We start from the raw sequence: 14,611 nt of genomic DNA, 5'->3' as shown, positions 1-14,611 counted from the left end.
TCGCTTTGGTGGGTGCCGACCGTTGGTCGGCACAGAACCTTCAGAGACCGTGTCCATCCCTGCGGTAGTCCGGCCGCTGGCCGGCAACCTCATGAGCTCCGGCAACACCGTGCAGTTGCCGGCCAGCGGCCGGCACTACCAGGCATCGTTCTGGCTTGTGCCGACCAACGGTCGGCACCCACAGCACAAGAGCCTGCCGACCAAGATCGGCATCTGCCGATGGCGGCTTTGCTATCCTTTCACCCCACGTCAGGGAGCCGTCCCGATGCCATCGCTGTCGCCCCGCCGCCCGCTGGTGCTGCTGGCCCTGATCGTCGTGATGGCGGCGATCTTCCTGATCGACACCGTCACCGATTACGCCGTCGCTGCGGCCTGCTTCTACGCAGCGGTCATCCTCGCGGCGTCGCGCGTGCTGAGCGCGCGCGGGCTGATCACCCTGGCCATCGCCTGCATCGCGCTGACCGCCCTCAGCTTCTTCCTGACCCGCTTCGGCACCTACCGCATCGGCCTGGTCAACTCGGTGATCGGCATGCTGGTGATCGGCATCACCACCTATCTCGCCCTGAACATGGAAGCGGCCAAGGCCGCCGTGCAGGAAGCGCAGGGCCGCCTGCTCAGGGTGGCACGCGCCTCCACCGTAGGCGAGCTCACCACCTCCATCGCCCATGAAGTCAACCAGCCACTGGCCGCCATCGCCAGCAGCGCCGAAGCCTGCCAGCGCTGGCTGGCACAGGACCCTCCGAACGTGGACAAGGCCCGGCAGACCGTGGCCCGCATCCTGGCCGACGCGCACCGCGCCGGTGACGTGATCGCCCGCATCCGCGGCCTGACCCAGGGCGCGGCACCGGAACGACGCGCCTTCGACCTGAATCAGGCGGTGGAGGAAATGCTGGCGCTGTCGCGCAGCGAGCTGGACCAGCACGGCGTGGCGGTGGCGCTGCTGCTGGACGCCGACCTGCCGCCGGTACACGCCGACCGCGTGCAGGTGCAGCAGGTGATCGGCAACCTGATCCTCAATGCGGTGGACGCGATGGAGCCAGTCCCTGCTGCGGACCGGCGACTGTCGCTGCTGACCCGGCGTGACGGTCAGCGGGTCAGTCTCAGCGTGCGCGACCGTGGTGTCGGCCTGCCCGCCGATCATCCCGAGCGAGTATTCGATGCATTCTGGACCACCAAATCACATGGGCTCGGCCTGGGCCTCAGCCTGAGCCGTTCGATGATCGAAGCCAATGACGGCCAGATCCGCGCCGAACGACCAGCAGGCGGCGGTGCCTGCTTCGTGTTCGACCTGCCCATTGCCTCGGACGTTCAACATGCGTAAGCCCGCTGCCCCAGCCATCGATCCAGCGCCCATCGTCTACGTGGTCGACGACGACCCGTCGGTGCGCGCCGCACTGGAAGACCTGCTGGCCTCGATGGGCCTGCAGGTGCGGGCCTTCACCTCCACCCAGGCCTTCCTCGAACACGACCTGGAAGACGCGCCAGCGTGCCTGGTGCTGGACGTGCGCATGCCCGGCCAGAGTGGGCTGGAGTTCCATCGCACGATGGGCAGCCTCGGCCTGCAGCTGCCGGTGGTATTCATCACCGGCCACGGCGACATCGCGATGGGCGTCAACGCGATCAAGGACGGTGCCATCGAGTTCCTGACCAAGCCCTTCCGTGACCAGGAGCTGCTCGATGCCATCCACAAGGGCATCGAGATCGACCGCCAGCGCCGCCGCGACGGCGAGGCACTCGGCGCGCTGCAACTGCGCTGGGACACCCTCAACGCCGGCGAGCGCGAGGTGGTCGATGGCGTGGTACGCGGCCGGCTCAACAAGCAGATCGCCGGCGACCTCGGGGTGAGCGAGATCACGGTGAAGGTGCGCCGCGCGCAGGTGATGCGCAAGATGGGCGCGCGCACCCTGGTTGACCTGGTACGCATGTATGACCGCCTGCAGGCGGGGACGCCATGAACGTCCACGTCGCCTTGCTGCGCGCGGTCAACGTCGGCGGCACCGGCAAGCTGCCGATGCGCGAACTGGTGGCGATGTGTGAGGACGCAGGCTTCGCCGATGTCCGCACGTACATCGCCAGCGGCAACGTGGTGTTGCGCAGCTCGCTCGACGAAACAGGCGTGCGCCAGGCCCTCGGCCAGCGGCTCCAGGCCTATGCCGGCAAGCCGGTGGGCGTGCTGGTGCGCTCGGCCAACGAGATTGCCGGCGTGGTGGCACGCAATCCGTTTGCGCAGGCGGCCGGCAACCGTGTGGTCGCCCTGTTCCTCGACGGCAGCCTGCCCGCCGACCCGCTGGACGGCTTGACCGGCCGGCGCGACGAACAGCTCGCACTCGGCACGCGCGAGATCTTCATCCACTACGGCGCCGGCATGGCCGACTCGCGCCTGCGCATTCCCGGCGCGGCACAGGGCACGGCGCGCAACCTCAACACCGTCGCCCGGCTCGCGACGATGGCAGCGGAACTCCGCTAGGGTTCTTCCGGAAGGCTGTAGAGCAACCGGTAGTCATGGCGGCCCTCGCTGATGGTGATCTCCAGCGTGCCGGCCAGGCCGAGCAGCCCGTCGCTGCCGGAATCGGGTACCACCACCACGCTCAGCTGCGGCGTGCCACGGGTCATCAAGCCGTTGTGCTGCAGGGTGAACCCACCGTGGCGCCCGGCCAGCGTGGCCGTCACCCGCTCCATCGCCACGTAGCCGGCCGAGCCCTGCACCGGGCTGCGGAAGGCCAGCATCTGGCCGACACTGCTGCCCTGCAGGTCACCATGGAAGACCTTGTCGATCGACATCACCCCGATCGGGCCGTCGTTGCCACTGATCGGCAGCAGGTTCACTTCAAAGGTACCGCGCGCTTCGCCCTGCATCCTGCTCTCCCTCGTCGATGGGTTTGAACGCTGCTACTTCTTCGTCGCCAGTACGATCACCCCGGCCAGCACCAGGCCGATGCCGCTCCATTCCCGCAGGGTCGGACGTTCACCCAGCAACAGATAGGCGAGCACGATCACCAGCCCCACGCTGAATTTGTCGACCACTGCCACCTTGGCCAGCTCACCACTCTGCAGCGCGCGGAAGTAGAACAGCCACGACGCACCCGTGGCCAGCGCCGACAGCACCAGGAACAGCTGCGTGCGCCCGGGCAGCAGCAACGGATTGGACCACTTGCCGGTGACCACCACCAGCGGCAGGATCACCGCCGCCACCACCAGGGTGCGGATGGCCATGGCCAGATCCGAGTCGACGCCCTTGACGCCCACCTTGGCGAACAGCGCGGTCAGCGCGGCGAAACAGGCTGACAGGCCGGCCCAGACCAGCCACTGCGGAACGTTCTGCATGCTGCGCCACTCCCGGTTCCCAGAGCACCCACTGCCCACGCTACTCCCATTGCCCGCCCGCGCAAGCACGGCAGCGACGCGTGCGGATCACGCCCGCTTCAGGCGACGCTTCAACCGCGTATCCATCAACCCCACGGCCAGCAGCACCGCACTGGTCAACCAGCCAGCGGCCAGCAGATGGGTGTGCGGCAAGACCACGCCCAACACGACCAGCGCCACGGCACCGATCAGATGCGAATACGGGGCGCGCCCGTACACAATGCGCTTGTACAAGGCGCTGCCCAGCAGATAGATCAACGGCCCCGCTACCAGCACCGTGGCGTAGACCGGGGTCACCGCCGCTTCCGGGTGATCCATCACCAGGTCGTTGCCCACCGCGGTGGCGATGATGCCGGCGATCAGCAGCGCATGCACGTAGTGGAAATTGGCGCCCATCCGCCCGGGGTCCTCGGAATGGGTGATCGCCGCGGTGGCGTCGCGGCTGGAGATGCCGAAATACAGCCACCACATGGCGATGGTGCCGGCGAAGGTGGCGAGCACCGCAGACACCACCGCAGCACTCCACTGCTCGACCTCGCTGAGCACGCCACCGGTAGCCAGCAGCGTCTCGCCGAGTGCGACGATGACGAACAGCTGGCAACGCTCGGCCAGGTGCCCGCCTTCGATGGTCCACTCGCGGGTGTGCGACCGGCCCAGGCCCGGAAACGCGAAACCGAACATCGGCGAGATGTATTCGCAGGCCACCGCCACCGCCCACAACGCCAGGCGCAGATTGCCCTCGGCGGCGGCGCCCGCCAGCCAGAAGCAGGCCGACACGCTCACCCACGCCAGCATGCGTCGGAAATTGGGCGCCAACGGATGGCTGCGACCGACCTCCAGCAGCACGAACGCCGTGCGCCCGACCTGCATGGTGGCGTACGCCCCCGCGAAGACCCAGGCGCGTTCAGCGAAGGCCTCGGGAATGGACGAGGACATCAACAGCGCCAGCAACATGGTGACGAACAGCAGGCTGCGGATGCGTGGCGCCTCGGGATCGAACCAGTTGCTGACCCAGCAGGCGTACTGCCAGCCCAGCCAGACCGCGAACCACAGCACCAGCGTCTGCATCACCCCGATCAGGTCCAGGTGATGCAGCAGATGGTGGCTGAGCTGGGTAACCGCAAAGACGTAGACCAGATCAAAGAACAGCTCTTCGTAGGTCACGCGGGCGTGGTGGCCATCGCGCTGGCGCAGGGCAGGCGGTCTCAGTCGTGTGCTCATGGCCGTCCTTCAGCGCGCCAGTCGCCAGTACAGCAGTCCAGCCAGCAGGGCCGGCACCGCGAACACCAGCAGCAGGATCGGCAGTTCTTCCCGCACGGCGTAGTCCGCCTTGCTCACGCCCACCCACATGTTGGCCAGCGTCACCAGCAGCCAGGTGGCGATGAACGCGAGCAGGGCCGTGGGCAACTGTGACTGGCCTACGCTCCACAGCCGCCCGAAGAGCAGGAATACCCCCAACAACAACACCCCACCCACCATCACCAGAAGCACGTGCATGGTCCATCTCCTTGAGCCTGCTTGCAGGCTAGCCGCGGCCGATTCTGCGCTCCAGACGATGATCGTGGTTTCACTTTCCAGTTCCGACGAACAATCCCCGACCCGCGCCCACATGACAAACGCGAACGGTTCCCATTAGTATTGCGTCATCGCGCAGGGATGCCCTCCCCCGCGCGCGCCCCTTGCCCTTGCTTCCGGTCCGGATGTCCCAGCTGCCTTCCCTACCCCCTCCCGCGCTGCCGCTGGTGTCCTCGCTGGTGCGCCATTACGAGGAACTGGTGGAGTACCTGCGCCGCCGTTTCCGCTCGCCGGGTTTGGCTCGTGAGGTGGTGCACGATGTCTGCGTGCGCCTGCTGGAACGCCCGGCCGCCTACGATGCACGGCAACCCATCGCGCTGCTGCGGCGGATCGCGCACGATACGGCGGTGGATCGCTGCCGCGCCGAGGATCTGCGCCGGCACTGGGTGGAGGCGCGTGCCGAGCTGCCCGATGACGCCTGCCCGCGCCCCGGGCCTGAGCAGCAGGCGCAGGGACAACAGGCACTGCAACGATTGGGCGCCACCATCGAACGCATGCCCTGCCGCCGCCAGCAGGTCTTCATCCTGCACAAGATCCACGAACTGCCACAGGCTGAGGTTGCCCGCCGCATGGGTATCGGCCAGAAGGCGGTGGAGCGCCACCTGCGCCTGGCCATGGTCGATTGCCAACGGTCGGCTGGCCTGCGATGAGCCCACAACCGCCGCCGTCCACACCGCAACCGCCGGTCCAACCCGCAACCACCGACCAGGTGCTGGACCAGCATCGCGATGCCCTGAAGGAACGCTTCCCCATGCCCAGCGCGGATGCGCTGCAGCGTCGTCGCGGTGGACGTGCGGCGAAGATCGTCCTGCCGCTGCTGCTGATCACGGCCACGGGCGTGTTCATTGCCGACCCGGCATGGCAGGTGCACGACTATCGGAGCGCGGTGGGCGAACGCCGCGGCATCCGCCTGCCCGATGGCAGCCATCTGCTGCTCGACGCCGGTACCCATCTGCAGGTTCGCAGGCACATCCGCTCGCGGCAGGTGGTGCTGGTGCAGGGCCAGGCCCGTTTCCAGGTGCGGCACTCGACCTGGCGCCCGTTCGAGGTCGAGGCCGGGGCGGTGCATGTGCGCAACTACGGCACGGTGTTCGACGTTGACCGGCAGGGTAGCCTCAGCGAGGTAACCCTGTGGCGCGGCGAGGTGGGCGTGCGTGTGGACGGCGGGGGCGCCGAGCAGCGCCTGAAGCCGGGGCAGCGTGTGCTGGCCCAGCCAGGATCGTTGTCTCCGCCGGAAGCGGTGGACCCGGATCGAGCCGACTGGACCCGTGGGCGGTTGCAGTTCGACCGCATGCCGTTGGCCGAGGTGCTGCGCATCCTGCAGCGCTATCACGACCGTCCCATCGTGCTGGACGACCCGGTACTGGGGCCGCTGCAGGTGTCAGGCGTCTTCGATGCCGACCGCGCCGAAACCGTACTCGCGCTGCTGCCCGAGATCCTGCCGGTACAGGTGCACACCGCTTCCGATGGCAGCCTGCATCTGCGCGCCCGCGATTGAATGCCACACCGAGGGTGGGTTGCGCGTCGTCCCATCCGGCAAGTGCTTGAACCCTTCCGAAGGACCCCCGCATGACCCGCCCTGTTCCGCCTGCCGCCCTGCGCCGGCTGGCCCCTACCCTGCTCGCTGCCTGCCTCTGTGCGGCCCTGCCCGCCACTGCGCAGACCGCTGCATCCGCGCCCGTCGAGCTGCACCTGCCGGCCGGCCCGTTGCAGGCCTCGCTCACTGCGCTGGCGCGGCAGAGTGGCATCCAGCTGCTGTTCGCCGCCGACAGCGTGAGCGGCCGCAGCGCCCCGGCTGTTGATGGCCGCTACACCCCGCGTGAGGCCCTGCAGCGGCTGCTGGCAGGCCAAGGCCTGGCGATGCAGGAACGTTCGCCAGGGGTGTTCGTGGTGAGTGCCGCGCCAGCGCCGGCGAAGCCGCGCATCCCGGCCCAGGCCGCATCATCGGCGCCGTCATCCGCCTCGACGACGTCGCTGGCCCGCGTCACGGTCTCGGCCTCGACCGCGCGCATGCCGCAGGGCGAGACCGCCATGCCCAATACCATCACGGTGCTGACCCGCGAGGACATCGCCCAGCAGCTGGCATTGGGCTCGGATGTGTCGCGGGTGCTGTCGTCGCAGATCCCGGCGTTTGCCCCGGCGCGCGAGAAGATGTCCAACTACGGCGAAACCATGCGCGGCCGCGGCATCCTGTACATGGTCGACGGCGTGCCGCAGTCCACGCCGCTGCGCGATGGCTCGCGTGATTCGCACACCATCGACCCGGCGATGATCGAACGCATCGAGGTCATCCACGGTGCCAACGCGCTGCAGGGCATCGGCGGTACCGGCGGCATCGTCAACATCATCACCCGCAGTGCGCCCAGTGAGCCGGGTGCGTTCCTGCTCGACACCAATGTCAGCTACAGCGCTGCCCTGCCCAGCCGCCACGACGACAATGGCCAGCGCGGCTCGGCCCTGGTGGGCGTGCGCGGCGAGCAGTTCGACCTGGTCGCCGGCCTGGCCTATGAGAAGCAGGGCCTGTACCACGACGGCGAGGGCCGATCGATCGGCACCAACGCGCAGGGCGAGCTGATGGACTCGACCTCATCGAACGTATTCGCCAAGCTGGGCTGGAACATTGCCGACGGCCACCGCCTGCAGGTCATGGCCAACCGCTATGAACTGCGCGGGCTGGACAACTACCTGGCCATCAACGGTGACTACCGGACCGGTCGCCCGACCATTTCGGTTCCCGGCGATACGCCGCTCGATCCGCCGATGAACCGCTCGCGTTCGCTGACGGTGGACTACAGCGCCGCCGACCTGCTCGGCGGCCGTTTCCAGGCGCAGGCCTTCGCGGTCGATTTCGAAGGCCGCTACGGTGCCAGCCAATGGGATCCTTGGGGCAACACCGGCGCCAATGCCGCCTGGGACCAGACCCAGAACGAATCGGACAAGCGCGGCTTCAAGCTGACCCAGAGCTGGAGCCGCATCGCCGACACCACGCTGGACGTGACCCTGGGCCTGGACGGCCTGCGCGACCGCACCCACCAGGTGCTGCTGGCCAGTGGCATGAACTGGGTGCCGCAGACCACCTACCAGAGCCTGTCACCGCTGCTGCAGCTGCACTGGTGGCCGACCGATCACCTGATGCTGTCCGGCGGCCTGCGTTACGAAAAGGGCGAGCTGGAAGTGGGTGACTACACCACCCTGCCCCGCTACGGCGCACGCAAGGTGGCCGGCGGCAAGCCGACCATGAGCGAGACCCTGCCCAACTTCGGCGCGGTCTGGTACATCAACGATCGCCTCAACGCCTACGCCTCGTATTCGGAAGGCTACACCGTGGCCGACGTCGGCCGCGTGCTGCGCGCGATCAACCGCGACGGACAACGCGTGGACAGCCTCGTCGACCTGTCACCGGTGGTGTCGGACAACCGCGAGATCGGCCTGGAGTACGACGATGGCCGCTTCAGCGGTGACATTGCCTACTACACCTCCGAATCCAAGCTGGGCTCGGTGCTGATCTACGATCCGGGCATCGATGCCTATGCGGTGCAGCGCCAGGCCACCCGCGTGGAAGGCTTTGAAAGCAACCTTCGCCTGCGGTTGGGCAATAGCCGCCTCGGACTGGGCTATGCACGCGCCAACGGCCGCTACGACGCCGACGTTGACGGTCGCCTCGACAGCGACCTGGCTGGTGTGAACATCGCGCCGAACCGGCTGACTGCGTTCTGGGAACAGAGCTGGACGCCGCAGCTGAGCACCCGCCTGCAGGCCAGTCACGCCTTCGACCGCGACTTCGACCTGCGTGGCGCGCAGGTGGCCGAGTTCAAGGGTTACACCACCGTGGATCTGGTCGCGCGCTATACGCTGGACAAGCATGCCTTCACGCTGGGCGTGCAGAACCTGGCGGACAGGCAGTACATCAGCTACTACTCGCAGACCACGCCGTCGAACCCGAGCTATTTCTCCGGCCGCGGCCGGGTGCTGACGCTGGGATGGCAGTACCGGTACTGATCCATGGCGTCCTTATGGGAGCCATGAAATCTATGCGAGACGCGATGAAGGAGGCCCATGCTAGTTTCTGGGCCTCCTTCAAGCGGACGTGGATCATGCGTTTTACCCTGCTCGCCTTCGCCCTGGCCGTCGCTCTTCCGGCCGTCCACGCCAGCGCCGCCGAGGCACCGCTGCCACAACTGCGGGCCTATACCGTGGATGCGTCCTGGCTGCAGCCGATGGCGCCGCTGCAGGTTGCCGACCACACCTGGCAGATCGGCACCGAGGACCTGACCGCGCTGCTGGTGCAGACCGCCGAGGGCGCAGTACTGCTGGATGGCGGCATGCCACAGATGGCCGGTCACCTGCTGGACAACATGAAGCTGCGCGGCGTGGCCCCGCAGGACCTGCGATTGATCCTGCTCAGCCATGCGCATGCCGACCACGCCGGCCCGGTCGCCGAGCTCAAGCGTCGCACCGGCGCGCATGTGGCGGCCAATGCAGAAACGGCGGTGCTGCTGGCGCGCGGCGGCAGCAACGACCTGCACTTTGGCGACGGCATCACCTATCCGCCGGCCAGCGCCGACCGCATCATCATGGATGGCGAAGTGGTCACGGTGGGCGGCATCGCATTCACCGCGCACTTCATGCCGGGGCACACCCCGGGCAGCACCGCCTGGACTTGGACCGACACCCGCGATGGGAAGCCGGTGCGCATCGCCTACGCCGACAGCCTGAGTGCACCGGGTTACCAGCTGAAGGGCAATCCCCGTTATCCGCGCTTGATCGAGGACTACAAGCGCAGCTTCGCAACGGTACGGGCGCTGCCCTGCGATCTGCTGCTCACCCCGCATCCGGGCGCCAGCAACTGGAACTATGCCGCCGGCAGCAAGGCCAGCGCCGAGGCACTGACCTGCAACGCCTACGCGGATGCGGCCGAGAAGAAGTTCGACGCGCAGTTGGCCAGGGAAACGGCCGGGACCCGCTGATTCCGAAGCGTCGAGCTTGCTCGACGGAGCCGCAGAGCAGTCGAGCACGGCTCGACTCTGCAAAGAGCAAGTCGGCCGCGAGGAAAGGTGCCGGTCAGACCGACCGGCACCACCACTGGCTGTCAGCCACCTTGCCGGTGCTGGGCAAACGGTTCGGTGATGCCATCGTTGCGCACCAGCTCGACGGTGTACGGCTGCACGTAGCCGTCCGGCATTTCCATGCCCGGCGAACCGGCCGGCATCCCGGGCAGCACCAGCCCGCGCGCGGCCGGGCGTTCGGCCAGCAGGCGCTTGATGTCCTCGGCCGGGATGTGACCCTCGACCACGTAACCGCCGATCTCGGCGGTATGGCAGGACGCCTTGCCGACCGGCACACCCAGGCGGACCTTGATCGGGTTCATGTCGTCGGCGTCGCGCACATCGACCTGGAAGCCGGCGGCCTTCAGGTGGTCGACCCAGATGCCGCAGCAACCGCAGCTGGCGGTCTTGTGCACGATGGCGACCGGCAAGGCTGGATCGATCTTGGACGGGCTGGCCTGGGCCGGTGCCGGTGCTTCGCTGGCGACCGGTGCCGCGGAGGATTCTTCGGCGGCACGAGCGCAGGCGGTCGTGGCCAGCACGGTGCCCAGCAGCAGGCCGAGGGAGAGAGTACGGTTCATTGAGTGATTCCTTTGCAGAGGCGGGCAACGTAGCCCGCCGCCCGCGCATCGAAGGCGCGGGCAGAGTCGAGAAAAAGTCGAGCAGCCATGGCAGGCGCTTGAGCGCCTGCAGGAAATCACACGATGGGGGGACGCAACGGGTCCGGCATCGGCGGCGATGCGCGTTGCTGGGAACGGGCGGCTACAGGCGCCTCGCGCCACGGCGAGGCTAGCGTTCCGCTCAACGTGGCCAGCATGCCAAGACAGGCCGGCGGGCATTCACACTCACCGCTCTGGCAGGCCGCCGGGGCCGTATCATCGCAGCAGCCGGCTGCCGCCATCGCGGCCGCGTGCGGTGCAGCGCAGTGATCCTGATTGGCCGATCCGCCGTACGAAGACGAGGCAAGCGCCAGCGCCGGTGCATTCAGCACCAGGGCGACAAGCAGCATCCAACGCAGCAGCAGGCCAGGCAGGTTCACCCGCCGATGATAGCCGATGCAGGCGCCCTCAGTGGGCTGGCAACGACCCTGACAGCTTGACAACCACGCGGTCGACTTGCGCGACGCCCCTTGCTATGGCGAGATGGCAATCGTGCCACCCTGCATTGCCACGCCCCTGCCCCTGTCCCCGACACGGAGTTTCCCTCATGAATGGATTCATGCGAACACTGCTTGTGGTGCTGCTGTTGTCGTGCGCGACCATCACCCACGCCGAAGAACCAAGCGAAGATGAAGCAAGCGAACGCGCTGAAGTCTCCCGGCAGGCACAGCAACTGCTGGAGAAGCAGGATTTCGCCAGACTGGAGCAACTCGCCAGTCGTTACCGGGATACGGATCGCTACTTCAGCAGTGGTGTCTGGAAGCTTTCGGCGTACTACGTAGGCATCGGCTATGCCTTCAGCATGAGCAACCGTGACCCGGCCTACTGGCAGGGTCGCGAGAAGCTCGTGCAGGCGTGGATCTCGCGCTACCCCAGGTCGCCGTCGGCGCGCCTGGCCATGGCTGAGATGCTCAGCCGCCAAGGCTGGAGCATCCGCGGCCCCGGCTATGCAAATACGGTGAAGGAAGAGGACTGGGCACCGTTCAAGGCGCTGCAGCAGCAGGCCGTTGACTACCTGCTGAAATACAAGGACATCGCCAGCACGGACCCGTACTGGTACGAGTCGATGGAACACCGGGCGATCGAACAGAGTTGGGATGCAGACCGCTTCTTCGCATTGCATGACGAAGGCATCGCGCGCTATCCGGGCTACTTCCCGCTCTACTTTGCTGCCGTGCGCTATTTCGCTCCGAAGTGGGGCGGCGATCCGGCTGGCCTGGAAGCCTATGCTCGCAGGGTCATGGCCGCGGCCCCACCGCAGGACCAATACATGCTGTACGCCCGCATCTACTGGGTCGCCTCGCAGCGGGAGTACGAGGACCGTTTGTTCACCGATTCGAAAGTGAACTGGCCGACCATGAAACGCGGCTTCGAAGACGTGCTGTCACGTTATCCCTCGCCATGGAACCTGCAATCATTCGCGTACTTCGCCTGCCAGGCCAATGATCCCGTCAAGGCCCGTGAACTGCTGGCGCAGATCCAGGAACCGATCGTTGGCGCTTGGCGGGATACGGCCAACTATTTCCGTTGCTCCTTTGCTCTGGATGAACCCAACCCACATGCCGAAGGCCCATAGGACTGGATTCATCCACTGCTAGGCGACCGCCGCCATCGCCCGCATCCGCACCGGGATCGACTTGGCCGCCGGCGTGCCGCTGAGGCGGTCGTAGTAGTCCAGCGGCAACAACGGGTTCAGTTCGGGGTAGTAGCCGGCCAGCGCGCCGCGCGGCATCGGGTAGTCCAGCACGGTCAGGCCCTCGACGCGCCGCTGCACGCCATCAGCGCTGATCGTCTCCAGGCTGACCCGCGCTTCCTTGTCCAGCCCGCGCGCCAGCCGGTCCTCGATGTTCATGAACAGCACCATGCGATCGTTGTACACGCCGCGGTAGCGGTCGTTGTAGCTGTAGATGGTGGTGTTGTACTGATCGTGCGAGCGCACCGTGGCCAACCGCAGCATGTCCGGGTCATGTACGGGGTCGTCCACGTCCAGGCCGGGCATTACCAGGATGTTGGCCTTGCCATTCGGCGTGGGCCACACCCGGCGGCGCGGCGGAATGTCCAGATGGAAACCGTGTGGCTGCCGGATGCGCTCGTTGAAGCCGGTGTAGATCTCCGGATACACCGCAGCAATCAGCTCGCGGATGGGTGCGTAGTCGTGCATGCAGCCGGCCCAGTCAACCCTGCTGTCGGGCAGTGTGGCCAGCGCCATGCGGCAGACGATTTCGACCTCGGGCAACACATCGGCGCTGACCGGTTCGAGCACGCCGCGCGAGGCGGTCACATTGGACATCGCGTCTTCGATGGTGACGAACTGCTCGCCGGCCGGCGTGACGATGCGCTCCGAGCGCGCCACCACCGGCAGGATCAGCGCATCGCGGCCATGAACCAGGTGCCCACGGTTGAGCTTGGTGGCGATGCCCACGGTCAGGTCCAGCCCACGCATTGCCTCGTACGCGCGCGGCGTATCGGGCACGGCATGAATGAAGTTGCCACCCAGGCCGATGAACACCCTGGCGCTGCCGTCCAGCATCGCCTCGATGGATTCGACCACATGGTGGCCATGCTCACGCGGCGGGTCGAAGCCGAACACCTGCTGCACGCGGTCGAGATAGGCCGGCTTGGGCTTCTCGTCGATGCCGACGGTGCGGTCGCCCTGCACATTGGAATGGCCCCGGATCGGCCCGATGCCAGCACCGGGCTTGCCGAAGTTGCCACGCAGCAACAGCAGGTTGGCGACCTGCTGCAGCAGGCGCGAGCCGTACTGGTGCTGGGTCAGCCCCATGCCGTAGCAGATCACGGTGGCATTGGAGCGGATGTAGATCTCCGCACAGCGACGGATCTGCGCCTGCGAAATGCCGGACACCTGCACGATCTCGTCCCAGTCCTGCGCCATCACTTCTTCGCGCAGCGCCTCGAGGCCCACCGTGTGTTCGGCGAGGAATGCATGGTCGAGCACACGCTCACCCTGCGCCTCGCGCTCGAACATCACCTTCATCATGCCCTTGATCAGGGCCAGGTCGCCGCCGATGCGGATGTGCACGAACTCGCTGGTGATCTCGGTCGAACCGAACGTGGCCATCTGCACCATGTCCTGCGGCTCGGCGAAGCGGATCAGCGCGCGCTCGGGCATCGGGTTGACCGCCACGATCGGAATGCCGCGTTTGCGCGCCTCGACCAGGTTGCTCATCATCCGCGGTGAATTGGTGCCGGTGTTCTGGCCGATCACGAAGATCGCCTCGGCGTGCTCGAAATCCTGCAGCACGATGGTGCCCTTGCCCACCCCGATGGCCGGCGGCAGGCCGCGGCTGGTCGGCTCGTGGCACATGTTCGAGCAGTCCGGAAAATTATTGGTGCCGAACTCGCGCACGAAGATCGAATACAGGAACGCCGCTTCGTTGGGCGTGCGTCCGGAGGTATAGAACTCGGCCTGGTGCGGGCTGTCCAGCGCCTGCAGGTGGCGGCCGATCAGTGCGAAGGCATCGTCCCAGCTGCACGGCACGTAGTGATCGGTGGCCGCGTCGTAGCGCATCGGCTCGGTCAACCGGCCCTGCATCTCCAGCCAGTAGTCGGTCTGCGCCATCAGCTCGGTAACGGTATGCCGGGCGAACAGCTCACGACCGGCACGGAACTGGGTGGCTTCCCAGGCCAGTGCCTTCGCGCCGTTCTCGCAGAACTCCAGCTTCTTGCGTTCGTCGGCATCGGGGAAGGCGCAGCTGGGGCACTTGAAGCCACCGGGCTGGTTCATCGCCAGCAACGCCTTCGACCCCTTGCCGATCACACTCTGCTGCAGCAGCACCTTGGCGGTGGCTCCGGCGGCACCCCAACCACCGGCGGGCTGGTTGTAGGCCTTGTAACGCGGCGGCTTCTGCTCGGACATGTTCGGGAACCTGACGGGAGGAACGCGGCAACAATGGGCACAACGCGGTCCGGCGGCGCTTTCGGACGCACAGCCAGCCCCACAGTCAAACA

Annotated in this window: 14 protein-coding genes; 8 read left to right on the top strand and 6 right to left on the bottom strand. The window is 66.9% G+C overall.

All coding sequences use genetic code 11. From position 1 onward, the window contains the following. Nucleotides 1-265: 265 nt before the first annotated feature. From AC5P5R_RS03205 to AC5P5R_RS03195, 3 genes are read left to right on the top strand one after another with little or no spacing between them, the layout of a single operon-like run. Entirely contained in the window at nucleotides 266-1,321 is a 1,056-nt protein-coding gene (locus tag AC5P5R_RS03205; protein ID WP_100438718.1) for a sensor histidine kinase, read from the top strand. Then, nucleotides 1,314-1,955 carry a response regulator transcription factor gene (locus tag AC5P5R_RS03200; protein ID WP_012480382.1) on the top strand — a complete coding sequence of 214 codons (642 nt, stop codon included), beginning with the start codon at nucleotides 1,314-1,316 and terminating at the stop codon, nucleotides 1,953-1,955. The genes AC5P5R_RS03205 and AC5P5R_RS03200 overlap by 8 nt, the downstream gene beginning before the upstream one ends. After that, on the top strand, nucleotides 1,952-2,467 hold the full coding sequence (locus AC5P5R_RS03195; protein ID WP_099498296.1) for a DUF1697 domain-containing protein: 516 nt from the start codon (nucleotides 1,952-1,954) through the stop codon (nucleotides 2,465-2,467). Before AC5P5R_RS03200 ends, AC5P5R_RS03195 begins: the two co-directional genes overlap by 4 nt. Here AC5P5R_RS03195 and AC5P5R_RS03190 read toward each other — a convergent pair. From AC5P5R_RS03190 to AC5P5R_RS03175, 4 genes are all read right to left on the bottom strand, one after another. Next, entirely contained in the window at nucleotides 2,464-2,856 is a 393-nt protein-coding gene (locus AC5P5R_RS03190) for a DUF3224 domain-containing protein (RefSeq protein ID WP_005409813.1), read from the bottom strand. The genes AC5P5R_RS03195 and AC5P5R_RS03190 overlap by 4 nt on opposite strands. 33 nt (nucleotides 2,857-2,889) lie before the next feature. Then, nucleotides 2,890-3,324: an EamA family transporter gene (locus AC5P5R_RS03185; protein WP_012480385.1), complete on the bottom strand. Its 435-nt coding sequence runs from the start codon at nucleotides 3,322-3,324 to the stop codon at nucleotides 2,890-2,892. 87 nt (nucleotides 3,325-3,411) lie between these two features. Beyond that, complete coding sequence (locus AC5P5R_RS03180) at nucleotides 3,412-4,584, bottom strand: low temperature requirement protein A (RefSeq protein WP_005409815.1); 1,173 nt, start codon at nucleotides 4,582-4,584, stop codon at nucleotides 3,412-3,414. A 9-nt stretch (nucleotides 4,585-4,593) separates the two neighbouring features. Continuing rightward, nucleotides 4,594-4,860 carry a hypothetical protein gene (locus AC5P5R_RS03175; protein WP_005409816.1) on the bottom strand — a complete coding sequence of 89 codons (267 nt, stop codon included), beginning with the start codon at nucleotides 4,858-4,860 and terminating at the stop codon, nucleotides 4,594-4,596. A gap of 203 nt (nucleotides 4,861-5,063) precedes the next feature. Between AC5P5R_RS03175 and AC5P5R_RS03170 the strand changes: the two genes are divergently transcribed. The 4 genes from AC5P5R_RS03170 (at nucleotide 5,064) to blaL1 (ending at nucleotide 9,905) form a co-directional block, all read left to right on the top strand. Continuing rightward, nucleotides 5,064-5,588: an RNA polymerase sigma factor gene (locus tag AC5P5R_RS03170; RefSeq protein ID WP_012480387.1), complete on the top strand. Its 525-nt coding sequence runs from the start codon at nucleotides 5,064-5,066 to the stop codon at nucleotides 5,586-5,588. Beyond that, a complete protein-coding gene (locus AC5P5R_RS03165) occupies nucleotides 5,585-6,436 on the top strand; it encodes a FecR family protein (protein ID WP_049395957.1) in 852 nt (283 codons plus the stop codon). Before AC5P5R_RS03170 ends, AC5P5R_RS03165 begins: the two co-directional genes overlap by 4 nt. Before the next feature lie 71 nt (nucleotides 6,437-6,507). Continuing rightward, nucleotides 6,508-8,937 carry a TonB-dependent receptor gene (locus tag AC5P5R_RS03160; RefSeq protein ID WP_043033361.1) on the top strand — a complete coding sequence of 810 codons (2,430 nt, stop codon included), beginning with the start codon at nucleotides 6,508-6,510 and terminating at the stop codon, nucleotides 8,935-8,937. A 95-nt stretch (nucleotides 8,938-9,032) separates the two neighbouring features. Further along, entirely contained in the window at nucleotides 9,033-9,905 is an 873-nt protein-coding gene (gene blaL1 / locus AC5P5R_RS03155) for a L1 family subclass B3 metallo-beta-lactamase (protein WP_043033597.1), read from the top strand. Between the two features lie 122 nt (nucleotides 9,906-10,027). Here the strand turns inward: blaL1 and AC5P5R_RS03150 are convergent, their stop codons facing one another. Then, nucleotides 10,028-10,564 (bottom strand): DUF411 domain-containing protein, encoded by a 537-nt coding sequence (locus AC5P5R_RS03150; RefSeq protein WP_080334748.1) that lies wholly within the window; start codon nucleotides 10,562-10,564, stop codon nucleotides 10,028-10,030. A 637-nt stretch (nucleotides 10,565-11,201) separates the two neighbouring features. Here AC5P5R_RS03150 and AC5P5R_RS03145 point away from each other — a divergent pair. Further along, nucleotides 11,202-12,218, top strand: a complete 1,017-nt coding sequence (locus AC5P5R_RS03145) for a DUF4034 domain-containing protein (protein ID WP_224119215.1) — start codon at nucleotides 11,202-11,204, stop codon at nucleotides 12,216-12,218. Between the two features lie 18 nt (nucleotides 12,219-12,236). Here the strand turns inward: AC5P5R_RS03145 and AC5P5R_RS03140 are convergent, their stop codons facing one another. Continuing rightward, nucleotides 12,237-14,519: an FdhF/YdeP family oxidoreductase gene (locus tag AC5P5R_RS03140; protein WP_060380217.1), complete on the bottom strand. Its 2,283-nt coding sequence runs from the start codon at nucleotides 14,517-14,519 to the stop codon at nucleotides 12,237-12,239. Nucleotides 14,520-14,611 lie beyond the last annotated feature (92 nt).

Source organism: Stenotrophomonas sp. YJH_SMC_19 (genome assembly GCF_059367915.1).
Note: the sequence above shows the minus strand (reverse complement) of the source record. Positions and strands in the feature narration are given on the sequence as shown.